The sequence below is a fragment of the Paraburkholderia sp. SIMBA_027 genome, from assembly GCF_046535315.1.
GTDB classification, from domain to species: domain Bacteria; phylum Pseudomonadota; class Gammaproteobacteria; order Burkholderiales; family Burkholderiaceae; genus Paraburkholderia; species Paraburkholderia tropica.
This window is the reverse complement of the sequence record NZ_JAWRWY010000003.1, coordinates 230949-251998: the sequence shown is the minus strand read 5'-3', so window position 1 is coordinate 251998 and position 21050 is coordinate 230949. Positions and strand designations below refer to the sequence as shown.

The 21050-nt window shown below is 63.4% G+C and carries 25 protein-coding genes; 8 read left to right on the top strand and 17 right to left on the bottom strand.

Annotated features, from left to right (window positions below; translation table 11 throughout):
* Positions 1-58: 58 nt before the first annotated feature.
* Positions 59-418 carry an arsenate reductase (glutaredoxin) gene (arsC, locus tag SB764_RS06785; RefSeq protein ID WP_110325846.1) on the bottom strand — a complete coding sequence of 120 codons (360 nt, stop codon included), beginning with the start codon at positions 416-418 and terminating at the stop codon, positions 59-61.
* A 760-nt stretch (positions 419-1178) separates the two neighbouring features.
* Between arsC and parA the strand changes: the two genes are divergently transcribed.
* Both parA and SB764_RS06775 read left to right on the top strand, forming a co-directional pair.
* On the top strand, positions 1179-1841 hold the full coding sequence (parA, locus tag SB764_RS06780; RefSeq protein ID WP_065061659.1) for a ParA family partition ATPase: 663 nt from the start codon (positions 1179-1181) through the stop codon (positions 1839-1841).
* 24 nt (positions 1842-1865) lie between these two features.
* Positions 1866-2924: a ParB/RepB/Spo0J family partition protein gene (locus tag SB764_RS06775; RefSeq protein ID WP_065061660.1), complete on the top strand. Its 1059-nt coding sequence runs from the start codon at positions 1866-1868 to the stop codon at positions 2922-2924.
* 125 nt (positions 2925-3049) lie between these two features.
* Here SB764_RS06775 and SB764_RS06770 read toward each other — a convergent pair whose 3' ends face one another.
* The gene (locus tag SB764_RS06770; protein ID WP_065061661.1) at positions 3050-4408 is read right to left on the bottom strand and encodes a replication initiation protein; all 1359 of its coding nucleotides are present in this window, start codon (positions 4406-4408) and stop codon (positions 3050-3052) included.
* A 1899-nt stretch (positions 4409-6307) separates the two neighbouring features.
* Between SB764_RS06770 and SB764_RS06765 the strand changes: the two genes are divergently transcribed.
* Positions 6308-7528 (top strand): DNA-binding protein, encoded by a 1221-nt coding sequence (locus SB764_RS06765; RefSeq protein WP_124260702.1) that lies wholly within the window; start codon positions 6308-6310, stop codon positions 7526-7528.
* An 83-nt stretch (positions 7529-7611) separates the two neighbouring features.
* Here SB764_RS06765 and SB764_RS06760 read toward each other — a convergent pair whose 3' ends face one another.
* The 3 genes from SB764_RS06760 to SB764_RS06750 form a co-directional block, all read right to left on the bottom strand.
* Positions 7612-8649, bottom strand: a complete 1038-nt coding sequence (locus SB764_RS06760; RefSeq protein WP_124260636.1) for a tyrosine-type recombinase/integrase — start codon at positions 8647-8649, stop codon at positions 7612-7614.
* Between the two features lie 117 nt (positions 8650-8766).
* Positions 8767-9171 carry a DUF2471 family protein gene (locus SB764_RS06755; RefSeq protein ID WP_080180831.1) on the bottom strand — a complete coding sequence of 135 codons (405 nt, stop codon included), beginning with the start codon at positions 9169-9171 and terminating at the stop codon, positions 8767-8769.
* Between the two features lie 112 nt (positions 9172-9283).
* Positions 9284-9949: a helix-turn-helix domain-containing protein gene (locus SB764_RS06750; protein ID WP_110325838.1), complete on the bottom strand. Its 666-nt coding sequence runs from the start codon at positions 9947-9949 to the stop codon at positions 9284-9286.
* A gap of 123 nt (positions 9950-10072) precedes the next feature.
* Between SB764_RS06750 and SB764_RS06745 the strand changes: the two genes are divergently transcribed.
* Both SB764_RS06745 and tdh read left to right on the top strand, forming a co-directional pair.
* On the top strand, positions 10073-11275 hold the full coding sequence (locus SB764_RS06745) for a glycine C-acetyltransferase (RefSeq protein WP_321854587.1): 1203 nt from the start codon (positions 10073-10075) through the stop codon (positions 11273-11275).
* A 15-nt stretch (positions 11276-11290) separates the two neighbouring features.
* Entirely contained in the window at positions 11291-12328 is a 1038-nt protein-coding gene (gene tdh, locus SB764_RS06740; protein ID WP_410863028.1) for an L-threonine 3-dehydrogenase, read from the top strand.
* A 10-nt stretch (positions 12329-12338) separates the two neighbouring features.
* On the opposite strand, the gene SB764_RS06735 is transcribed toward tdh, so the two are convergent.
* The gene (locus tag SB764_RS06735; RefSeq protein WP_410863026.1) at positions 12339-13007 is read right to left on the bottom strand and encodes a YceI family protein; all 669 of its coding nucleotides are present in this window, start codon (positions 13005-13007) and stop codon (positions 12339-12341) included.
* Between the two features lie 248 nt (positions 13008-13255).
* Between SB764_RS06735 and SB764_RS06730 the strand changes: the two genes are divergently transcribed.
* Positions 13256-13861: a TetR/AcrR family transcriptional regulator gene (locus SB764_RS06730; RefSeq protein ID WP_065061671.1), complete on the top strand. Its 606-nt coding sequence runs from the start codon at positions 13256-13258 to the stop codon at positions 13859-13861.
* An 83-nt stretch (positions 13862-13944) separates the two neighbouring features.
* On the top strand, positions 13945-14436 hold the full coding sequence (locus tag SB764_RS06725; protein ID WP_065061672.1) for a DUF1348 family protein: 492 nt from the start codon (positions 13945-13947) through the stop codon (positions 14434-14436).
* 40 nt (positions 14437-14476) lie between these two features.
* On the opposite strand, the gene SB764_RS06720 is transcribed toward SB764_RS06725, so the two are convergent.
* Positions 14477-14668, bottom strand: coding sequence for a hypothetical protein (locus tag SB764_RS06720; protein ID WP_410863024.1), 192 nt, complete (start codon positions 14666-14668; stop codon positions 14477-14479).
* Positions 14669-14699: 31 nt separating this feature from the next.
* Between SB764_RS06720 and SB764_RS06715 the strand changes: the two genes are divergently transcribed.
* On the top strand, positions 14700-15299 hold the full coding sequence (locus SB764_RS06715; RefSeq protein ID WP_234775122.1) for a hypothetical protein: 600 nt from the start codon (positions 14700-14702) through the stop codon (positions 15297-15299).
* Positions 15300-15488: 189 nt separating this feature from the next.
* Here the strand turns inward: SB764_RS06715 and SB764_RS06710 are convergent, their stop codons facing one another.
* From SB764_RS06710 to SB764_RS06665, 10 genes are all read right to left on the bottom strand, one after another.
* The gene (locus SB764_RS06710; RefSeq protein WP_065061674.1) at positions 15489-16037 is read right to left on the bottom strand and encodes a hypothetical protein; all 549 of its coding nucleotides are present in this window, start codon (positions 16035-16037) and stop codon (positions 15489-15491) included.
* A gap of 109 nt (positions 16038-16146) precedes the next feature.
* Positions 16147-16473, bottom strand: a complete 327-nt coding sequence (locus SB764_RS06705; RefSeq protein WP_065061675.1) for a RebB family R body protein — start codon at positions 16471-16473, stop codon at positions 16147-16149.
* A 56-nt stretch (positions 16474-16529) separates the two neighbouring features.
* Entirely contained in the window at positions 16530-16856 is a 327-nt protein-coding gene (locus SB764_RS06700) for a RebB family R body protein (protein WP_065061676.1), read from the bottom strand.
* A 28-nt stretch (positions 16857-16884) separates the two neighbouring features.
* Complete coding sequence (locus SB764_RS06695; protein WP_065061677.1) at positions 16885-17208, bottom strand: RebB family R body protein; 324 nt, start codon at positions 17206-17208, stop codon at positions 16885-16887.
* A gap of 71 nt (positions 17209-17279) precedes the next feature.
* A complete protein-coding gene (locus tag SB764_RS06690) occupies positions 17280-17990 on the bottom strand; it encodes a hypothetical protein (protein WP_065061678.1) in 711 nt (236 codons plus the stop codon).
* Positions 17983-18186, bottom strand: coding sequence for a hypothetical protein (locus SB764_RS06685; protein WP_065061679.1), 204 nt, complete (start codon positions 18184-18186; stop codon positions 17983-17985). Before SB764_RS06685 ends, SB764_RS06690 begins: the two co-directional genes overlap by 8 nt.
* 93 nt (positions 18187-18279) lie before the next feature.
* On the bottom strand, positions 18280-18720 hold the full coding sequence (locus tag SB764_RS06680) for a lysozyme (RefSeq protein WP_110325834.1): 441 nt from the start codon (positions 18718-18720) through the stop codon (positions 18280-18282).
* Between the two features lie 43 nt (positions 18721-18763).
* The gene (locus tag SB764_RS06675) at positions 18764-19432 is read right to left on the bottom strand and encodes a hypothetical protein (RefSeq protein WP_065061681.1); all 669 of its coding nucleotides are present in this window, start codon (positions 19430-19432) and stop codon (positions 18764-18766) included.
* Positions 19429-20556 carry a poly(3-hydroxybutyrate) depolymerase gene (locus tag SB764_RS06670; RefSeq protein ID WP_410863020.1) on the bottom strand — a complete coding sequence of 376 codons (1128 nt, stop codon included), beginning with the start codon at positions 20554-20556 and terminating at the stop codon, positions 19429-19431. The genes SB764_RS06675 and SB764_RS06670 overlap by 4 nt, the downstream gene beginning before the upstream one ends.
* A complete protein-coding gene (locus SB764_RS06665) occupies positions 20544-21011 on the bottom strand; it encodes a hypothetical protein (protein WP_074981136.1) in 468 nt (155 codons plus the stop codon). The genes SB764_RS06670 and SB764_RS06665 overlap by 13 nt, the downstream gene beginning before the upstream one ends.
* Positions 21012-21050 lie beyond the last annotated feature (39 nt).

Sequence of the window (21050 nt, the reverse complement as noted above, 5' to 3'; positions counted from 1 at the left end):
GAACGTCTTCGGTGTCGATCAGATGCGCAGTCTGATCCGATGCGGTGTCTGCCGCGTGTCAGGCAAACAGCGCCGCGACATTCTCCGGCGGTCGACCGATCACCGCACGGCCATCGCGGACGACGATCGGGCGTTGCAGCAGGATCGGGTGGCTCGCGATTGCTTCGTAGAGCTGAGCATCCGTAACCGTGGCGGCGCCGAGGCCGAGTTCCGCGTATTCGGTCTCGCCGGTACGGATCATGTCGCGCAGCGCGCCGCCGAGCATCGCGTGCAGGGCCTTGAGCTGCTCGACCGTCGGCGGCGTCTTCAGATACTCAATTACGTCGACGGGTTCGTTTCCCGTGTTGTAGGTGCTGGTGACCAGCTCACAGGTGGCGCGTGACTTCGAGCATCGAGGGTTGTGGTAGATCGTGATCATCTGTTCGGTTGCTGTTGTGATTGGTTATCGGTGGCGGTCGTAGTCGCTATTGCGCTCGCGCGCGGTGCGCTGCTGGCTGATGCGCGAGCAAGTAGCGGCGCGTGCGTCAGCGTGCATCAGGCCGGCATCGATCGATGTCGGCGGTGCCTGATTCGATCACGGCACTCTTGCGCCTTTGCCTGCGACGTACGGTCGCGCTGATTTTAACGGGCAATGGCGAAGAGAGCAGGGCGGGGCTGCAAGGGCTCCGCGTGGACGACCGTGAGGTGCCGGAGTTTTATGCGCATAAAGATGGGCGGCTTGGGGAGTTCTGATGAGGGAGAAGTGCGAGAGTCTCACGGTTGATCGAGCCTTTATGCGCATAAATCCGTCCGCCTTTGCTCTGTTTGATACGCGCGGCTGAATGAACGTTTCGGCTGCACCTAAACGATTGCCTTGCGGTGCGTGAAGGACACAAAGCTGGTCCCGCACTCGCATGCTCACTTCCTGTGTGAGCCAGCCTTCAGACGACACCGGCTTCGCCTTGCGAACGCCGCGTTTCGCTTCTCGATCGCCCGGCCTGGTCATCATCGCTTATTGGACCGACATCACAGATCTGTCGGTGGCTCCGCGGCCACGCTCGTGCGCATGAACTTTATGCGCATAAACCTTGGCCAAACGGCTAACGTTCGCAGTAAAAATCGAAAATCACAAACTCAATCATTGAATCGCAACTCAATCCAGGTAAAATCCAAAACAATTAGCAAAAGGAGAAAACCAATTGGCAGCAGAGATAATCGCAGTCACGCAGCAAAAGGGCGGGGTCGGCAAGAGCACGATCGCGATGCATCTCGGCGCAGCATTCCACGAAAGAGGTAAGCGCGTGCTCGTGGTCGATGCCGACGGCCAAAACACGCTCGTCCATTGGGCCAGTGCGTCTTCCGATGGAGAAGCCGGCATTCCGTTCCCGGTCGTCAACCTCTCCGAAGCCGGTGGACAGATCCATCGTGAGATCAAGAAGTTCATCGGTGACTACGACATCATCGTGGTCGACTGCCCGCCGTCGATCACGGAAAAGGTCTCGGGCGTCGTTCTGCTCGCTGCCACCGTCGCTGTTATTCCCACTTCGTCGTCCCCCGCGGATTACTGGTCGAGCGTCGGCCTCGTCAAACTGATCCAGCAGGCTCAGGTGATGAACGAGGATCTCAAGGCCGTTTTCCTGCTGAACAAAACAGAAGAGAAGCGCATGCTCACGCGCGAGTTGAAGCGCGCGCTGGAAGAACTGGGCTTCCCCTTGCTCAAAACCCAGATCCCGACCCGCGAAGCCTATAAGCAGGCCATGGCCCTCGGCCAGACGGTGCTGCAAATGAGCGACCGCGGTGCGCGACTCGCTGCGACGGAGGTGCGTGCTTGCGCCGACGAAATCGCAGAGATGCTCCCCTGACTTTATGCGCATAAAGGACCCTGAATGAAGCCCTCACAATTTGCCAAAGGTTTTCAGGCCCGGCCTGACACCACGAGCAGCGAGAAGCGCACGGCGCTTGACCGACTCAACGCCATCGACGGCCTCGTCCAGGACAAGCCCAAAGCCCGTGAAACGGCCGGCCGCTCGAGCCAGCCGGAACCCATCGCCGTCACTACCGACGACGCGACCTCACCGGTTGAAAACGAGTCGGCGGAATACCGCGCGTGGCGTCTGGAGCAGGGCTATCGCCCCGGCCAGATCATCGAACTGCCGCTCAAGGCCATCAAGGCGAGTCCGTTCAACCCGCGCCACTTCTATCTGAAGACGTCGATTGCAGAACTCGCGGTCAATCTCGCGAAGCAAGGGCAGCAGCAGGCGATCCACGTGATTCCGGATTACGCCGCGCCGGGCAGCTATTACGTGAGCGACGGCGGACGTCGCGTGCGTGCGCTCAAGGAAGCCAACAAGGAAGTCGTCAAGGCGATCGTCGTCGATCTGCCGATTGGACTGGAGAGCTACAAGCTCGGCTACGACCTCAACGTCCAGCGCGACTCGCAGACGGTGTTCGACAACGCCGTCGTCTGGAAGCGTTTTATCGACGACAAGCATTTCCAGAGCCAGCGCGAACTCGCCGATCACCTCGGCCTCGACGAATCGACGGTCGCGGTCGCCTTGTCCATCGGCAAGTTGCCCGAGTCGGTCATGCACGAGATGGTGGCGCGCCCCGACCGCTTCGGTTCGAACATGGCGTATCAGGTGGGCCGCTATCACGGTGCGCGCGGCACGGACGCCACGCTGCGGCTGATCAACCGGATTCTGGCCGACGACCTCAGCACGCGACAAGTCGCGGATATCGTCAAGGGCCGCGCGACGCCGCAAGAAAGTCCAAAGCCGGCCGGCCGTCAGCGCTACGCGCAACGGCTCGAGATCAAACTCGATGGCATGGCCGTCGGCGATCTGAAGTCGTACGGCGACGATCGACTCGAACTGCGCCTCAAAGGGCTCTCGAAAGATCGGCGCGATGCGATCCTTCACCAGATCGAAGAAATGCTGAAAGTCTGATTGAGCCTGATTGCAGCGATAAAGAAAAACGGTCTTCACGTGTCGAACGTGAAGACCGTTTTTTATGGCTCAACGAATCGTGAAGCGCTGCGTGCCGGATTGTGCGCGCAGCGTCACTTCGCTTCTCAGGCCGCGCGAGCCTGGTTCAGCGTGAACGCGAGCAGATCGCCATCGGTCGGTTCGCCCCAGGTCTTGCGGGCGAGCCAATCGAAGAATGCCGTGTCGGCCAGTTTCGAGTCGAGGCCACGCCGACGCCAATCGTCGCGCAGGTGAGCGCCCAGACCCGGCAATTCGTCGTTCTCGAACGAGTTGCGTGCGAGTTCGCGTTCGAGGTCGCCCTGCTCGTCGTAGAGGGCACGAGCTTCCTTCCGCCGATACGCGGCGTACTCGTCCATCAGACGCGCCTTGGGATCGTCGGCCGTCACGCCGCCGGTAGCCAAGCGGCCCGCGGCTGCGGGCTTTTCCGCTGCGGTTTCGACTGGCGGCGCGTAGCCCTTCTTCAGCGCATCCTTGAACAGCGCGGCGGCACTGCGCACCGGCGGCAGCGTCGTGCTGCGCATGCGCTGCTCGGTGAGCTGAAGCGCCGCACGAATACGGTTTTCCTCACTGTCCGCGTAAAGCGACTGCGCTTCCTTGAGCGGAATGCCGATCTTGACCATGCGATCGACCAGCGTGCTGTCGAACACGTTCGGGTGCTCGTCGAGCGCCAGCATCGGCTGCTTGCGCTCGGTCACGCGGAACTGGATCTCGGCGACACGCCGACCTTCGCGATGCTCGATCAGTTCGACGAAGATGTTGGTCACGGCGTTCACTTCCGCGATCGCCGGGCGCAGGTAATCGCGCTTGAAATACTTGTATTCGCGTTTCGCTTCGTCGCCGGCTTCGGTATCGGGCGTGCCCGAGAGAATCGGCCGCCACCATTCCCACGTCTCGCGCATGGTGAGATGGCTCGGATTCGTGAGATAGCGCACGCAGATTTCGTAGAGCGCGAGGCCGGCGCTGCTGCGCAGCTGGCTCTGGAATTGCAGGCTCAGGCGGGCGTACTGGACCGGGTCCAGCAGCTTCTTCTTGATCTTGGGCGCGAACGAGAATTCCACCCAGACGCGGCGCGTGGCCGGATCTTCGAGAATTTCCGCATCGGCGATCAGCGTGGAGATACCCCATTTGCGGCCAGGCTTCTGGCTTGAGGTGCCCTGGCTCCATTCGACCTGCACCGACACCATGCGCCGCAGATGCTCTTTCACGAGCGCGGTGTCGTTCGAGTCGAACGCCGAGTTCGCGACGATGTCGGAAAGCAGCGCGCGATAGGTATCGCCCCCTTCATCCGCCTGCTGCGCGACGGCGAGCAGCACGTTGAAGAGTTTGCGGGTCAGCAGAGTGATCTTGCCGCTCTTCGGCTGAATCGCGATTGCCTCGACGGCCTTGCGCAATTCGGCCGAGCTCGGGCTCACCACATCGGTTTTTTTCACGCGCTTCGTGGCCATGCGTCGGGTCGAGGTGAGAATTTCGCGAAAGGATACCGTCTGGGGTGAAACCCGTCTATAGGGCGACTCTCACCATTGCCGGTGAAGACGTCGTTCACGGGACGGCTCACCGCGACAGGCTCCCGAAGACGCTCACCTTTACGTCGAAACCCGATCCGCCGCATACGCGCAGGGCTGCGGCCTGGCACGAAAGCGCGCGAAGAAGCCGCGCAAGAGCGGTGTCGGACGGTTCCCGAAAAAGCTCACCTCAAATTTTCCTGGCGCAAACACAACATTTCGCGCTTTTTCGGGTGAGCGCAAACGACTGAATAAAGGATCCCGCAATGCGGTGTAAATCGCTCGCTTGTGGCGGTCTTTTCCGTGCGGATGCCTCCTGAATCGTCCTCTATCGGTCGATTTCACCAACGATCAGCACGCACGCAGTCGCCGAAGCCCTCGCCTGCGCTGCTTTAGCTCCCGAAAATACTCACCCTTGGATGAACACGGTGCAAGGCCAGGCACCCGTTTCATCACTTCAGTGAGCCAGCCAGCCCGCAAAACGTCTCCCGAATTATCTCACCTTGGCGCTCAGCAGTCCCGCAGGGTTCCAGAATCCCGAACTGCCGGCTCACCGTCTGCGGCACTCCTGAAAAAGCTCACCAATCAATAGCATTCGGGAAAAAACCAATGGATTCGGGGGCTTATCCACAGGAACGCACGCACGCTCCCTCGCCAGACTCCCCCGAAAAAGCTCACCTGATTACGGGAGCAGGGCGTGAATCAGCGCAGAAAAGTGCGCGTCGGATGCTCCTGAAAAAACTCACCTTTCGCATCCCGCGACGCCATCGCGCGGCATTCGATCGCCTGAATTATCAGCCGTCTAGCGGTAGTGAATGCCAACTTGCTCCCGAAAAAGCTCACCTGAAGGCGAAAAAAGGCGCTGAATTGCCTCCCGAAAAGCCTCACGCAGCGGTAAAACGGTGCTCCCGATACAAATGGCTGAGCGGCACAGTCTCCACCTCCTGTAAAACCTCACCTTAACGAGCTGACTACCGTTTGAAGCGCCAGAGGCTGCGTCCGGATCGTCCTCCCAAATCATTATTGCCGTCCCGTAAAGGCTCACCTTCAGGTCATCGCCCACCCGAATTCAGCCCGATTCGGCCAAAATGCCCGTTCAGCTCCCGAAAAGCTTCACCTTTGCCTGCCGTTTTTTCCCGATCTCTCTCACCACAAGGTTTTGGGCGGCCAAATTGGGCGAAAAAATCGCATCAATCGCCGGTCCTGAATCCGCTCACCGTTGCATTTCACGTAACAGCACATCCTGGCCCCGCGAGCACTGACTTCAGGCCGACTGGCCTCCCGAAATCGCTCACCCTTGCCGTAGAGTCAAGAATCGGCCGTTCCCCGAATCCGCTCACGTCCTTTCCCGCAGGTCCTCACCGGCTTCCCCGAACCCCATCACCCGCGTGTCCCGTAGAGCCTCACTAGGTTTCCCGTAAAGTTTCACCTGATCGGGCTGGAAGCCTTGTCTGATAAGGGTTTGCCGTGGCGTTAACGTTTTTAACGGGTATCAAGGGTGTTTACTTTTATAGCTCTCAAGACAAACTTCCTTTAGCGTTCTCGAAAGATATCCCCAATCCCCTCGAAGAAGGCCCTGAGGTCACGGTCAACCAGGACCGGAGAGACCTTCGTGAAACACTCGCCAAAATCCTATCGCTATTGGAAAACCAAACGTTTACAATGGCTTATGAAATAAAGCTCGCTTTGTTTCACGAAATCGGCAGCGTTTGACACCTGTGGCGCGTTTTCATCGGGCTTTTTTTGCCCAGATTCGGATTGATCACAGCAGCGCCCAATAAAACGTATCGAATACTACGTAATTTGTTATTATTCGATCCGATACTGCTCGCCGAGACCCTCATGATCCGAGACGAAGAACGCGCGGCCATCCGCGAAGAACTCGAACGCCTGCGTGAAGACGGCGCCCGCCGCCAGGATTTATCGCTTCATGCCTGCAAGCGGCTGTTCTTCGATTTGGGTATTCGACCCTCGATGGCCAATGTCCGCGATCTCACGCAGACCGGCAGCGCCAGCGACATCCCCAAAGACATCGAATTGTTCTGGCAGCGCATCCGTACGGCGTCGAAAGTCCGCGTCGGCGGTGGCGCGATTCCGCCTGCACTGGAAGAACGCGCCGGCGAATTGCTCGGCGCCTTGTTCGAGGAAGCACGCACGCTCGCGCGCCAGACCTTGCAGGCCGAGCGCGACGAAATCGAAGTGGGTCGTCAGGACGCCGATCAGGCGTTGCGCGATGCCGAAGCCCGTCGCCTGGCCGCGGACGAATTACTTCAGCGCAGCGAAACTCGCACCGAAGCCGCGTGGGCTCGCGTGCGCGAGCTCGAAAATCAGCTCGCGGCCTCGTCAGCGCATGGCGCTTCGCATCAGGACAATTTGCAGACGACGGTGCGTCGCCTCGAAGCGGACAACGACTCGCTGCAAAAACGGCTCGAAGCCGAGCAGACGACCAATGCCGGTTTGCGCGACCGGATCGACGGTCTGCACGAAGAAATGCGCCGCAGCACCGAGCACTACGCGCAGCAGATCAAGGACGCGCTCGCCGAAGCCGAGCGTCGCGTAAAACCGATGCTGGTGGAACTCGATGCGCTGCGTACGATGTCGTCGACATGGCAGTCGGCCCAGCGCGAAGCCAGCAAGAAAGAATTCGAGTTCATCCAGCAACTGGCCACGGCGAAGGCCCGCGCGGACCGGCTCGACGTGGTGTTGCGCGAACGTTCGGACGAAGTGGATGCGCTGACGAGCCAGCTTGCGCAACTGCGCTCGCAGCAAGGTGTCGATGGTTCGGTGGCGCAGGTGTTGTGTGCGCTGGCCACGTCCGGCCGGCTGGGCGAGGAAGAATTGGCGGCGCTCGGCACGCGGGTGGACGGCCATGTCGCCCTCCCCTCTCGTTGCCCGGGTTGCGAAGAGGGCGAGCCGGAACTGTCCCAGGTCGATGGCCGCTTTGAATTGTCGTGCCCCGAGTGCGATTACACGTCGGGTCTCGGGGCATCACGCCTGGAAGCCGTCGCGCGATTTTCCGCAGGCAAGCGTGATCCCCACGCCAGCCACGATCTCACGCGGTGAGCTTTTACAGGATCCGCCGCGCGAGTCGGGTGTGAGTCTTTACGGGAGCCGCGAAGCCGCGGCCCATTGAAATAGCGGCACTTTCAGGCGTCGCCCGACGCGCTGGCTTTCTGCTCTGGATGCGCCGTTTCATTGTCTGCCGAAGCGATGGCCTGTGCCGTCGCCGCGCGCTCGGCCCACACGCGCCAGGCGCGATGCAGGCGTCCCGACGAAATCGGCTGCATGAAGCCGAGCCATTGCCCTACCTGATCCGGATCGACGCCGCGTTCGAACAGATCCGCCGCAAAACTGTTGCGCAGGGTCTGCGGACTCGCGCGCTCGGCGCGCGTGCTGGCGATGCCGGCCGCTTCCATTTGCGCGTCGATCGCACGCAACACCGTGGCCTTGTGCATCGGCCGCCCATTCGGCGAGCCGGGAAAGACCAGTTTGCCAGGCAGTTGCGCGAGCCGCCGTGCCTCGAGCCACGCGCCCATCACGTCGACCGCGAACGGCGCGAGCCGCGTGCTGTGCGTGAGCGCCGGATTGTCGGCTTCGATCGTGAGCCATTCCGAACCGATCGAGGTTGCGTCGAGCGTGAGCGAAATCGCGTCGCCGGTTTTCAGGCCGCCGCCCAGAAAGACGGCGACGAGTGCGCGGTCGCGCCGCTCGCGCCAGCGCTTGGCCGCCGACTGCTCCGTAAGCGGGGCGAACAACTGGCCGATGACGGCAGCACGTTCCGCCGCGGTCAAAAAACCCGTGGGGTCGTTTTCACGCGCGTTGCGCCAGGCGGCTTCACCGTCCTGGGCGATGAAGCGTGCCGGATTGGCCGATGCCAGTTCGATCTGGCGAACATGATCGAGCACGCGCTCGATGAGCCGAAGGTAGCGCAGACGCTGCGGCTTTTTCACGTCGAGCCCGGCGACGAATTCGGAGATCGTGCCGGTCTCGACCGACAGAATGGTTTGGCGCTTGAGCGTGAGCCATTCGAGAAAGCGCCCCCATTGCACACGATAGATATCGGCGGATGAGCGGCGAAGATCTTGCGAAACTAACCAGGCGTCGAACGCCGCGACAGGATCGTTCTGCCAGTCGGCGCGTCGCTGGTCGAAGAGGTCGCGGGGTTGAGAAGTCATCGCTGTCATTCCGTTAGTTGCATTACTGCTGCGATTGTAGCGAAGTTGAGAAAAGGTGTGCCGAAGACGGTGCGTGCGCGGTAACGTGCGGCGGCATTGGGAGCCGACGCGATCCGAAAACCGCGATCAGCCGCCCCAGGCGCGCGTGCGCCGGACCGCTTCGCGGCGACGGTTTTCGCGCTGAGTTTGCTCGGCCGTTTGCGCGGCCTGTTCGTAAGCGGACACGGCGAAGGCGAACACCGCCGGAAGTGCATTGGAATGACCGAAGTCGACAGTGTCGTCGGTTTCGGGATAGGCGAGGTCGCCGGGACGCTGGAACAGCCCGAGCATGATCGCGTCGTGACGGCTGGCGAAACCGAGGTCCGCGAGCGCCTCCGCCTCGATTGCGTGCAGCAGGCGCCAGGTAAGCGGCACCTGCTGGCCGATGTAGCGTTGCGCGATGTTGCGCACGATGTGCTCCAGGTCGCGCGCGGCCGACTGAAAGCGTAAGGCGGCGAGTGCCTGGTCGTTCGGGGTGGGCGAAAGGTCCATGACGGCTCCGGTCATTCTTTTACTGTATAAATATACAGTACCGAAGCCGATCTTGCAGCCTGTCCGTATGGCCAGGTGCCGGAATCGGGCCGGAACGATCCGGTCCGCCGGCTTAGCCGTGAATCACCACCAGCAGCGCACGCGCCTCGCCTTTCCCCACGTTGTGGACCGCGTGGGGCTGATCGGCGATGTAGCGCGCCGTGTCGGCCGCTTTCAGACGTCGGCGCTCGCCCGCCGATTCCACGTCGATACTGCCCTGCAGCACGGTGAGATGCTCGCGCGTGCCAGGCTCGTGCGCGTTCGACACGAGCGAGCCGCCCGGCTTGAGCGTCAGCTCGTACCACTCGAAATGTCCCGCCAGCTCGATCGGGCCCCAGACACGCAGCTGATAACCCGCGTCGTGACCGAGCAGCGTCGGGATGTCGTGCGGACCGGCCACGCTGATCGCATCCGGCGCCTTGGGCGCGGCGAACAGCGAGTCAAGTTTCACGCCGAGCGCGTTAGTCAGACGCCAGGCCACGGCGATGGTCGGGTTCGCCTTGTCGCGCTCGATTTCCGATAGCATGGATTTCGATACGCCTGCCGCGCGCGAGAGTTCGTCCAGTGTCATCTTGCGCTCCGCGCGCAGCCGCTGGATCTGCTCGCCGACGCGCGGCGGCGCGGCCGGCGAGCTCACGGGAAGCGGCGCATCCACCGCGGACGTCGCTGTTTTGGAGCGGGATTTGCGCGTGCCGGTGCCGCCGGCTTTCGCGCCGGTGTCGGCGCCACTGCTTGCCATACGCTGCCTCATCGATTAGAGTTGTTCGGTATATCGAACTTGAGTTCGAAAAAACGAAAATATTCGCTCAGAGCTGACGGCGACTATAACAGCCGCGGCTCCCCCTGTCTGGAGCACGATGCCATGGCCACACCCTATCTCGACCACCTGCGCGCGACGCTCGACCAGATCCGCGCCGACGGCTTCTACAAAAGCGAGCGCGTGATCGCCACGCCGCAATCGTCGGCGATCGGACTGGCCGACGGCAGCGAGGTGCTGAACTTCTGCGCCAACAATTATCTGGGCCTCGCGAACGACCCGCGTCTGATCGCGGCCGCGAAGGACGGACTCGATCGCGACGGTTTCGGCATGGCGTCGGTGCGCTTCATCTGCGGCACGCAAACGGTGCACAAGCAGCTCGAAAGCGCGCTCGCCGCATTCCTGCAAACCGACGACTGCATTCTCTATTCGAGCTGTTTCGACGCCAACGGCGGCCTGTTCGAAACGCTGCTCGGCGATGAAGACGCGATCATCAGCGACGAACTCAATCACGCGAGCATCATCGACGGCGTGCGGCTGTCGAAGGCGCGCCGCTATCGTTACAAGAACAACGATCTCGCCGATCTCGAAGCGAAGCTGCGCGAGGCGGACGAAGCGGGCGCGCGCTACAAGCTGATCGCGACCGACGGCGTGTTCTCGATGGACGGCATCATCGCGAACCTCAAGGGCATCTGCGATCTCGCCGATCGCTACCAGGCGCTCGTGATGGTCGACGACTCGCACGCCGTGGGCTTCATCGGCGAACACGGCCGCGGCACGCCCGAACATTGTGGTGTCGCGCAACGCGTGGACATCATCACCGGCACGCTGGGCAAGGCGCTCGGCGGCGCATCGGGCGGCTATGTGGCGGCGAAGCAACCCGTGATCGATCTGCTGCGCCAGCGCTCGCGTCCGTATCTGTTTTCGAACACGCTCACGCCGAGCATCGCGGCGGCTTCACTCGCCGTGCTCGATCTGATCGCGAGCGACGAGGGCGCGCAACTGCGCCGCCGCGTGCAGGAAAACGGTGCGCATTTCCGCCGTGAAATGAGTGCACTCGGCTTCGCGCTCGTGCCGGGCGAACATCCGATCATTCCCGTGATGCTCGGCGATGCGCAGGTCGCGTCGAAGATGGCCGACGCGCTATTGCAAGAAGGCGTCTACGTGATCGGCTTTTCGTATCCGGTGGTGCCGAAGGGACGCGCGCGCATTCGCACGCAGATGAGTGCGGCGCATACGCCCGAACAGATTCAGCGCGCCGTCGGCGCATTTGCACGCGTAGGCAAGCAGCTTGGCGTGATTCAGTAAGGAAAACGAACCATCATGAAAGCGCTTGCCAAACTCGAACGCGCGCCGGGCCTCACGCTCACACGCGTGAAGAAACCCGAAGTCGGCCACAACGACGTGATGATCAAGATTCGCAAGACGGCGATCTGCGGCACTGACATTCATATCTGGAAGTGGGACGACTGGGCGCAGAAAACCATTCCGGTACCGATGCACGTGGGTCACGAATACGTCGGCGAAATTGTCGAAATGGGCCAGGAAGTACGTGGTTTTGCGATTGGCGACCGAGTCTCGGGCGAAGGCCACATCACCTGCGGATTCTGTCGCAACTGTCGCGCGGGGCGTCGCCATCTGTGCCGCAACACCACGGGCGTGGGCGTGAACCGCGAGGGCGCGTTCGCCGAATATCTGGTGATTCCGGCCTTCAACGCGTTCAAGATTCCGCCTGAAATTTCCGACGATCTCGCCGCGATCTTCGATCCGTTCGGCAATGCCACGCACACGGCGTTGTCGTTCAATCTGGTCGGCGAGGATGTGCTGATCACGGGCGCGGGGCCGATCGGCATCATGGCCGTGGCGATTGCGAAGCACGTGGGCGCGCGCAATGTCGTGATCACCGAAGTCAACGACTACCGGCTCGAACTCGCGCGCAAGATGGGCGCGACGCGCGCGGTGAACGTGTCGCGCGAATCGCTGCGCGACGTGATGGCCGACCTGCACATGACCGAGGGCTTCGACGTGGGCCTCGAAATGTCGGGCGTACCGAGTGCCTTCACGGCGCTGCTCGAAGCGATGAACCACGGCGGCAAGGTCGCGCTGCTCGGCATTCCGCCCGCGCAGACCGCGATCGACTGGAATCAGGTCATCTTCAAAGGCCTTGAAATCAAGGGTATTTATGGCCGCGAGATGTTCGAGACCTGGTACAAGATGGTCGCGATGCTGCAGAGCGGTCTGGATCTGTCGCCGATCATCACGCACCGCTTCAGCGTGGACGACTACGAGAAAGGCTTCGCCGCCATGCTCTCGGGCGAAAGCGGCAAAGTGATCCTCGACTGGTCGCAGGCCGCAGCCTGAGCCACTGCGATTATTGCGAGGCGGGTTCGGCGGCTTGCGCCTGCTGTTCGAATTCCGCCTCGATACGCACGTCGACGTCGTCGCCCACTGCCGGATACCACGTCGACAAACCGAACTTCGCGCGGCTGAACGCACCGTGTGCGGAGAAGCCGATCGTCGGCTGCTTCGTGAGCGGATTCGGTGCGTAGCCGTTGAACACCACGTCGAGCGTGACCGGTTGCGTCACGCCGCGTATCGTCAGATTCCCCGAGAGTTTGCCCGCAGGCTTGCCGTTCACGTCGGCGCCGCGCACGAAGCGCGTGCTCGCGAAGCGGATCTGCGGATGTTGCGCCGCGTCGAGCATCTGCGAGCCGGTGACCATGCGGTCGAGCACCGGCACGTTGGTGTCGAGACTCGCGGCGTCGATCGAGACATTCACCGCAGCATCGTCGAGCCCGTTCGCGCGCCAGTCGAGCGTCGCGCTCGCGCGGTCGAAGCGCATCACGAAACGCGTGTAGTGCAGATGATCGACGTCGAACACGACGCCCCAGTGATGCGCGTCGAGCGTGTAGGCGCCCGCCGGCACGGCGGTTTCGCTCGCGCTCACGCTGTGCGTCACCACGCGCAGCGGCGTGCAGGCGAGCAGCGCGCATGTGGCGGCCGACGCGGCGGCGAACGCAACAATCGAACGTCGATTCATGATGTCTCCAGTGGCTGGCGATTCGCGTGACAGTGCGCGTGCAATGCGCGTTACTTCAATACGCGTTCCTTCACTACGTTTGGCGGCGCGAGAAGCTTCCGTCGGTCCACCATTTTTCCATATTGCGCGGCCGCGTGTGAAAACCTGCTTGACGCGGGAGAATGATCGTTCTACTCTACGCGTCATGGAGAACGGTCGTTCTCCGGAAATCGCGGATATTCCCGCCGTTAGCCAGAAGCAGCCACGCCATGAACACCACCACCGATCACGCACCCAGCACCGACGTCCGCGAGCGCCTGCTCGAAGCCGCCGAGGCGTTGATCTACGCGGGCGGCATCCACGCCACGGGCGTCGATGCGATCGTGCGTGCGGCGGGCGCTGCGCGCAAGAGTTTCTACACCTATTTCGATTCGAAGGACGCGCTCGTGGCCGCCGCGCTCGAACGCCGCGACGAGCGCTGGATGCGCTGGTTCATCGACGGCACGCTCAAGCGCGGACGCACGCCGCGTACGCGGCTGCTGGCCATGTTCGACGTACTGCGCGAATGGTTCGCGTCGGAAGATTTTCACGGCTGCGCGTTTCTGAACGCTGCGGGTGAGATCGCTTCGCCGGACGATCCGATCCGGCGCGTCTCGCGCGAGCACAAAGCGCGCCTGCTCGCTTTCGTGCGCGAACAGAGCGATGAATGGGCCGCCGCCGCGGGCGCGGACCGTCGCGTGGCGGCGCGGCTCGCGCGTCAATGGCTGATCCTGATCGACGGCGCGATCGGCGTGGCGCTCGTCAGCGGCGAAGCCGACGCGGCGCTCGACGCCCGCGCCGCCGCCCAGGTGATGCTCGACGCGCTCGCGCCGTAAGCCGACGCCGCTTTCCACCGGCTCATCCCACAAGTTTTCGCGGACGCCAACCCGGCGCGCCGCCCGTTCCCAGGAGTCCGAACATGAGTGATCCCGTCCAGAGCACCGCCGAAGTCCGTCCGCCGCTGCCGCCGTTCACGCGCGAAACCGCCATCCAGAAGGTGCGCGGCGCGGAAGACGGCTGGAATTCGCGCGATCCGCAGCGCGTTTCGCTGGCCTATACGCCGCAAAGCGTGTGGCGCAATCGCGCGGAATTCGTCACGGGGCGCGAGGCCATCGTCGGTTTTCTCGCGCGCAAGTGGGCGCGCGAGCTCGACTATCGGCTCATCAAGGAACTGTGGGCGTACACCGAGAATCGCATCGCGGTGCGTTTCGCCTACGAATGGCACGACGATTCGGGCAACTGGTTCCGCTCGTACGGCAACGAGAACTGGGAGTTCGACGAGCACGGCCTGATGGCGCGCCGCTTCGCGTGCATCAACGATCTGCCGATCCGCGAGGCCGACCGACTCTATCACTGGCCGCTCGGCCGCCGTCCCGACGATCATCCGGGCCTGAGCGAACTCGGACTCTGAGCCGCGCGTTATCCGCTGTTCCTTGCGTTCTTCTTCGCGTTCATCGGCGCGACTCATCGGGCTGGCATGATGGGTCGCGCCGCCGCGTGTCGTCGGCGAACAGGCGATACGGCAGGCCGGCCGCAAGACGCGATCCGAGCGTGTGCTCGACAGAGCCGATAGGCGTGCGCAGCGCCTTGCGGTACAGTTTGCCGTCGCCATCGAAGAACAAGACAGCGAGCGCGCGGACCATGCGATCCGCCGCGAGCGAGGACGGAGAATCCATGCGGTTTGGGCAAGCGCGCAATGGCATCACAGGGACGAGCGGCATCACAGCAACCGATACGCGCAAGCGCACCAGGCCGCTTCGACGGCAGGTCGCGGCATGGCTGCTGTTCGCATTCGGCGCCGTGTTCGGCACACTTGGCACATTCGGCGCGGCAAGCAGCGCGCGCGCGGCCGACTGGTGCGGCGCGGGGCTCTGGGTCGACGCCATGGTCGGCTCGTATCACATCCATCCCGACAAAGACTTCGAGCAGTTCAATCCGGGTCTCGGCATCGAATGCTGGCCGAGCGATACCTGGGCGCTCACAGCGGGCGGTTTCCGCAACTCGCTGCGTCGGCCGTCGTGGTACGGCGGCGCGGTCTGGGCGCCCGAATTCCTGCATTGGGGCTTCGTGCGGCTCGCGGCGATGGGCGGCATCATCTCCGGCTACAACTACGGCAACTGGGGGCTCGGACGTAATCACACAGTCGGTCCGGTCGTCGCGCCGATCGTGATGGTCGCGTACAAGCGCGTGGGTGTGAACTTCATCGTCATTCCGCCGATTCCTTCCGACGACCTGCCGTTTACGGTCGGGTTTCAGTTGCGGTTCAAGTTCTAGTGCGCGTGTCGCGATTCGTGAAAGCCGCGATGAAGCCGCGATGCCGGACGGACCGGTGAATCTGCGTCGCGGGTGATCCATTCGGTCGGTGTACGCTCACCGACCGCCGTCCGTTTCGCCGCCATGCAAGACCAAGGTGAGCGTATTCAGGAGCGACAGCGCGGAATATACGGCGTCGCGACGCGAATACTACTGGGGTTTGAAAGACACGCGCTTGCGCGAGCCGCGCCAGTATTTCGCGCTCATGCAGGCCGTCCAGTAAAGCTCGATCGCGTCGTCGGGGGCGAGCGGCAGATTGCGCAGCAAGTCGAGAATCTGCGCCAGCGTGATTTCGTCGCCGTCGCCGAGTTCAACGAGCCAGCGCAGTTCCGAACTCGCGGCGCTCCAGTAGCAGACGCCGCATTCGCCGAGGCCGCCGTCGCCCTGCAACACGAGGTTGTGCGTCGCGCTTTCTTCGGGCGTGACATTCAGCGGTGGCTTCGGCAGGTCGAGATCGCCGCTTCCGTCGTAGGCGTCGCTCTGTTCGAATGTCCAGTAGATGATCCGCGCCGATTCGATATCGTTGGCGATGCCCGCGCGGGTGACGTGGCCGTAGATATAGGCGTCGGCGACCTGGCCGGACATCGTGCAGCCGAACTCGCCGACGGTCACGATGTCGATCGGCGCGTCGGCGGCTGGCGGAAGCGGGCCCTTGTCGAGGCCGCCATGGCCGCGCACATAAACTCGATGAATCGTCATGATCCGTCTCCAAAGGCGGTAAAAAAGCCCTGCTACGCGCCACGTACGCAGGGCAAAGGACGCGTTCCGCAGCAGGCGTCGGGCGTTGCCGGCCGCGGAACGAGGGAAGTCAGCGATTCTGGAAGCTTTGCAGCACGGTGAGCAGGCTCGTCAGGTTGTCGGCGATGCCGGCCTGCGAGACCTTTTCGGTGGCGGCCGCGCCGGCCATCGTGTTCATGCTGTAGATCTGCATCACGCCTTGATTCGCAGCGGCCTGCGCGAGCGTGTTCTGTTGCTGCTGCGCCGACACCGCGTTCTCGAACAGAATGCCGGTCGAGTGCGCCATGGTCTGGTAAATCGAGCCCATCGCCATGGCGGGCGCTTCGCCGAGCACCTTCACGTTCGATTGCGTAACGGCGTCGGTGATCTGGTTATTCACGGAAGTCGGAAAGGTCATTTGAGTTCTCCTTTGAGACAGCGGCCGCGCGCGCTCTGCACGCGCTCAGCGCGCGATCAGCGGTTCTGGAAGGCCTGCATCGTGGCGAGCAGGCTGGTCAGGTTGTCGGAAACGCCGCCCTGGCTCACCTTTTCGGTGCTGGCGGCGTCGGCCATCGTGTCGACGCTGTAGATCTGCATGACGCCCATGTTCGCGCCGGCTTGCGCGAGCGTGTTTTGCTGCTGCTGCGCCGAGACCGTGTTCTCGTACAGAATGCCGGTCGAGTGCGCGAGGCTCTGGAACAGCGAGCCGAGCGCGAGCGCGGGTGCCTGCGCGAGCACGTTGACGTTCGCCTGCGTGACGGCGTCGGTGATCTGCGAGTTGACGGCGGTGGTGTAGGCCATGGTTCAGCTCCGGTGTCGAGGCAGTCGATCAGCGGCGGAACGATTGCAACACGGTGAGCAGGCTCGTCAGGTTGTCGGCGACGCCGCCCTGGGCGACTTTCTCCGTGCCCGCGGCGCCGGCCATCGTATCCATGCTGTAGATCTGCATGACGCCCATGTTCGAGGCGGCCTGCGTGAGCGTGTTCTGTTGCTGCTGCGCCGAGACCGAGTTCTCGAACAGGATGCCCGTCGAGTGCGCCATCGTCTGGTACAGCGAGCCGATGGCCATCGCCGGCGATTCGCCGAGCACCTTGACGTTCGATTGCGTGACGGCGTCCGTGATCTGGTCGTTGACAGAGGTCGGGAAAGACATGGTGTTGCTCCTTGAGGTTGAAGTGTGGATGCACGGCGCCGACGGGCGGCAGCGTTGCGCGTCGCGCCGTGCTACTGCATGGACGAGCCGCCGGACGGCTCGTGAACACCGCTTGCCTGCTCGGTCTGGGTGTTTTGCGTCGCTGCGCCAGCGTTCGTCGTGCTGCCTGCAGCGGGATTGCCCGCGTGGTTCGGCACGGCGGGAGCGTTCGCGCCGCCGTTGTCGAGACCGCCGTTGTTGCCGGGCGCGGCCTTCGCCGCTTCCTGCGCGTTGATTCGCTGGATCAGGTCCTGCAACTGCGTGACGAGCGGCCCGAATTGCTGGTTGAAGCACTGCTCGACTTCCTGTTTCGCGAGGCCGGCCAGATGCGCGGCGATCTGCGTGAGCGCAAGCTGGTTGCCGGGCTGCAATTGCGCGAGTTCGGGATTGAGCGCCGCGGGCCGCAGATCGGAGAGCGTCTTGCAGTGCTCGAGCAGCGCGAGAATCGCCTGTTCCTCTCTGTCCTGGACTTCGAGCGCCTGAGCGGAGCTGGTCTGGATCGTCTCGAGGAGGGTGCGCATGCCGGACGCCGCCTGCGCCTGTCCCTGACCGATGGCGGCCTGCACCTGACGACGCGCCTGCTCGACGGCGTCGAGCGACTGCGTCGCGGACGGCGTCGCTGCCTGGCCCTGGAAGCCTTGCTGGAGCCGCAGCAAGGTGGCTTCTTCCTGGGCTTCGAGCGAGCGGTTCAGATACTGCTCGGCGATCTGGCGCAGCGCGGGGTTGAGCGCGGCATCAGCCATGACTCGCGTCCTGCGCGTGGCCGCCGACGAACGGCTCGAGCGCGTTGCGCACCGACAGCAGCGCGTGCAGCACGCCGAGGTATTTGTTGTCGTCGTGACCGGCCGAAGCGTTGAGGATCGCTTCGCCCCATTGGGCCAGATGGCTGCCGAGCAGTTTCGTGGCGACGTCGTGGATCTGGTTCAGGTCGTTCTGCATGATGAATTCTCCGGGAGTGAACGTGACGGGACAGACGCGAAACGCGCACGCCTGTCGTGGTCAGGACGCTGCGTGCGCGCCGGTTGTGAACGCTCAGCTTGCGGGTGGCGTCAGAAACAGCGCCTGTTCGGCCTGACGTCGCTTGAGCAGGCCCGTCAGTTCCCGGCCGCCGGCGCGGTCCCAGCGTGGGAACTGGTTAGCGGCGGCCGTGAAGTCGCCGCGGTTCAGGCAGCGCAGCAGCGTCGACTGGCGAAGATTGCCGAGCCCGAGGTTGTAGCTGAAGCTCACGAGCGCCGAAAACTGGTTCGCGTTGAGCGGCACGTCTACGAGATTGCCGACGCCGCTCTCGAAGTGCGCGAGGTCGTCGCCGAGCAGCTGGTTGGCGTGCGTCTGCGTGATGACGAGCCCCGGCGTGACATCGGCGCCCGTGTGTCCGTATCCGATCGTCAGCACGCCTACCACGTCGGCGTACGCGATCAGGCGCAATCCTTCGTAATGCTTGATGAGTGCGAGACCGGCGGAATTGGCTTTCATGAGGGTTCCTCGCTGAATGTGTCGATGGCGGGATCAGGCTGGTTCAAGCGGGATCGGGCGCGGGAGCGTCGACGTTGGCGTCGGCGTCTGCACGAGCGCGACGCTCGTCGGGATCGTCGTCGAGCCATTGCTGAAGACAGGCTTGATAGGCGGGGCCCGCGTCGCTGAACCATTGCATCAGCGCTTCGTTTTGCGTGTCCCATTGCCGGCGCGCCGCCTGCTGGGCTTCGCCGGCGATCAGCGCGGCGTCGGCCTGGCCGCGTGCATCGAGCCATTGCGGCAACAGCGCGAAGCCTTGCTCGCGCCACTGCGCCGCCGCGAGCAGTTGTGCGTCGAGCCATTGCTTGCCGAGTTGATGGGTGGTGTGCGCGACCTGCCGTCCGAATTCGACGAGCCCGGCCGTGTCGTAGCGCTGATGCCAGGCGCGCGGCCCTTCCCACGCGTTGTCCTCGATGCGCTCGCCGACGGCCTCGCGCCAGTCGAGCACGGCCTTGAGCCATGGCTTCCATTGCGCGGCCGACGGCGGCGGGGCCGCGAATGTCGGTGCGGGCGCCCAGCGCAGAAACGCCTGCAGAAACGGCTCGGCAAGGGTGCCTGCGATCGGCCCGAACAGCGTGGCCGCGAGCGGCCCGGACGCGGGAGCCGCAGCCCCGTTCGTGGCGCAAGCGCCGGTGGCGTCGGCGCGCCTGCGATGTGAAGTCGAAGGGTTCATCGTTCATCCTTTGCTTTGCGCGCGCTGAGAAGGCGTTGCACCATCGCCTCGATGGCGGACATCTGCGGAGCCGATTTGATAAAGAAGTCCGGGTGCGCGGGATCGTCGCTGGTGTAACCCCAGAAGTCCCAGCAGCCCTTCGGATTGCGCCGGTTGTCGGTGCGGATCTGCGGATAGAGCACGATGATGCGATTGCTGTCCGCGATCTGGTTGTAGCCGGTCGTCGTGAAGAAGCGATCGCCGAGGCGGCTGTCCTCCTGTGTGCAGCCGTGAAAGACCACGTGCACGCGGCATGTCTGCGTGAGGCAGTCGGCGGGGATGTAGACGTGGCCCACATCGGCGAGTCCCGTGCGCGCGCCCTGGAAAAACTCGGTCTGATCGAAGTCGAGCAGCTCGCCGTTCAGCTTGGTGGCCGGTCGCGCGAGTTCGCCATATAGCTGGCGCAGGATGTCGTGCGACTGCACGAAGTTGCAGTTGTTGAGGTTGGGCGGCGCGTTGGCCGCGCAGGGCAGATCGTTGCGGTTCGCGGTGATGAGCGCGTGCCCGGCGTTGATGGTGTCGACATAGGCGATCTGCGCATCGGGGACGTCAGCGCTACGGTAGAAGGCGCGCGTCTGCGCGACGACCTTCGGCAGGACGATCTTGTCCGAGGCGCCCGTGAAGATATACAGGCGCTGGCGCTTGAGGTTCGCGACGTCGTCGATCAGGCCGTCGGCGGCGAAGCGCTGGGCGGCCTTGAATGCCGCGGCGCCGGACGGCGCGGCGCCCGGCGGCGTCATGCAGAGCGTGCTTGCGGTGATCAGAAAGCGGTCGCGGCCGCCGTTCGGATTGAGCCCCGCGCAGTAAAACGGGCCGCCCGCGACAATGCCGGCGCCCGCCACGCTCTGGGAATAGGCGACGCTGAATTGCGCCGCCATGAACGCGCCGGACGACAAGCCCGAGACCGTGACCTGACTTGCATCGGCAGCGAGGGCGGGCAACGGCGGCGCGTCCGCGGCTCGCGCGCTGCCGGCGGCCAGCAGGCCGAGTGTGGCGAATGTGGCGAGCGTGAAGCGTGTGAAGCGTGTGAGGCGTGAGAATCGGGCGGCGGCGAGGCGTCGCGACAAGCAAATCAGGGAGTCCACGGGACGTTCTCCTGTTGGGTGGGGGAAAAGCGGTGATCCGGCTTCGGGTCCTGCCGAGTCTTCCGATGCTGCTGCTGCAACTCGTTGATGCCCGACCAGCCGATGAACAGCAAATCCATTTCCGTCGCGCTGAAGGTGTAGGGCAGGCTGGCGAGCACGCCCATCGCGAGACCTTTGGCGAGCGCGACACCGGGCGAGTCCGAGTCGACTCTCGACTGCGTGAGCGTCGTGCTGAGCGTGGTGACGACGAACAGCAACAGCGCCACGATCAGCAGGAAATGCGCTTTCTGCTCGAACGGCAGCGTTTTGGCCATGTCGAGCAACATGCTGTCCCACAGCTTGTCGACGGATACCGTGACGAGCGCGGACAGCAGATGAATCGGACTGCGGCTCAGCGAAGGCAGTCCGCCCGCGCGGGGCCCTTCTTGACGCGATGCCGGTGCGGGCGGAGACATGTCGGTCGATCCGTGAAAACGGCTAACGGGTTGCGGAAG

Coding starts and splice junctions, on each gene's coding strand:
- arsC (WP_110325846.1), bottom strand. CDS start 418: ATGATCACGATCTACCACAACCCTCGATGCTCGAAGTCACGCGCCACC.
- SB764_RS06775 (WP_065061660.1), top strand. CDS start 1,866: ATGAAGCCCTCACAATTTGCCAAAGGTTTTCAGGCCCGGCCTGACACC.
- SB764_RS06770 (WP_065061661.1), bottom strand. CDS start 4,408: ATGGCCACGAAGCGCGTGAAAAAAACCGATGTGGTGAGCCCGAGCTCG.
- SB764_RS06765 (WP_124260702.1), top strand. CDS start 6,308: ATGATCCGAGACGAAGAACGCGCGGCCATCCGCGAAGAACTCGAACGC.
- SB764_RS06760 (WP_124260636.1), bottom strand. CDS start 8,649: ATGACAGCGATGACTTCTCAACCCCGCGACCTCTTCGACCAGCGACGC.
- SB764_RS06755 (WP_080180831.1), bottom strand. CDS start 9,171: ATGGACCTTTCGCCCACCCCGAACGACCAGGCACTCGCCGCCTTACGC.
- SB764_RS06750 (WP_110325838.1), bottom strand. CDS start 9,949: ATGGCAAGCAGTGGCGCCGACACCGGCGCGAAAGCCGGCGGCACCGGC.
- SB764_RS06745 (WP_321854587.1), top strand. CDS start 10,073: ATGGCCACACCCTATCTCGACCACCTGCGCGCGACGCTCGACCAGATC.
- tdh (WP_410863028.1), top strand. CDS start 11,291: ATGAAAGCGCTTGCCAAACTCGAACGCGCGCCGGGCCTCACGCTCACA.
- SB764_RS06735 (WP_410863026.1), bottom strand. CDS start 13,007: ATGAATCGACGTTCGATTGTTGCGTTCGCCGCCGCGTCGGCCGCCACA.
- SB764_RS06730 (WP_065061671.1), top strand. CDS start 13,256: ATGAACACCACCACCGATCACGCACCCAGCACCGACGTCCGCGAGCGC.
- SB764_RS06725 (WP_065061672.1), top strand. CDS start 13,945: ATGAGTGATCCCGTCCAGAGCACCGCCGAAGTCCGTCCGCCGCTGCCG.
- SB764_RS06720 (WP_410863024.1), bottom strand. CDS start 14,668: ATGGTCCGCGCGCTCGCTGTCTTGTTCTTCGATGGCGACGGCAAACTG.
- SB764_RS06715 (WP_234775122.1), top strand. CDS start 14,700: ATGCGGTTTGGGCAAGCGCGCAATGGCATCACAGGGACGAGCGGCATC.
- SB764_RS06710 (WP_065061674.1), bottom strand. CDS start 16,037: ATGACGATTCATCGAGTTTATGTGCGCGGCCATGGCGGCCTCGACAAG.
- SB764_RS06705 (WP_065061675.1), bottom strand. CDS start 16,473: ATGACCTTTCCGACTTCCGTGAATAACCAGATCACCGACGCCGTTACG.
- SB764_RS06700 (WP_065061676.1), bottom strand. CDS start 16,856: ATGGCCTACACCACCGCCGTCAACTCGCAGATCACCGACGCCGTCACG.
- SB764_RS06695 (WP_065061677.1), bottom strand. CDS start 17,208: ATGTCTTTCCCGACCTCTGTCAACGACCAGATCACGGACGCCGTCACG.
- SB764_RS06690 (WP_065061678.1), bottom strand. CDS start 17,990: ATGGCTGATGCCGCGCTCAACCCCGCGCTGCGCCAGATCGCCGAGCAG.
- SB764_RS06685 (WP_065061679.1), bottom strand. CDS start 18,186: ATGCAGAACGACCTGAACCAGATCCACGACGTCGCCACGAAACTGCTC.
- SB764_RS06680 (WP_110325834.1), bottom strand. CDS start 18,720: ATGAAAGCCAATTCCGCCGGTCTCGCACTCATCAAGCATTACGAAGGA.
- SB764_RS06675 (WP_065061681.1), bottom strand. CDS start 19,432: ATGAACCCTTCGACTTCACATCGCAGGCGCGCCGACGCCACCGGCGCT.
- SB764_RS06665 (WP_074981136.1), bottom strand. CDS start 21,011: ATGTCTCCGCCCGCACCGGCATCGCGTCAAGAAGGGCCCCGCGCGGGC.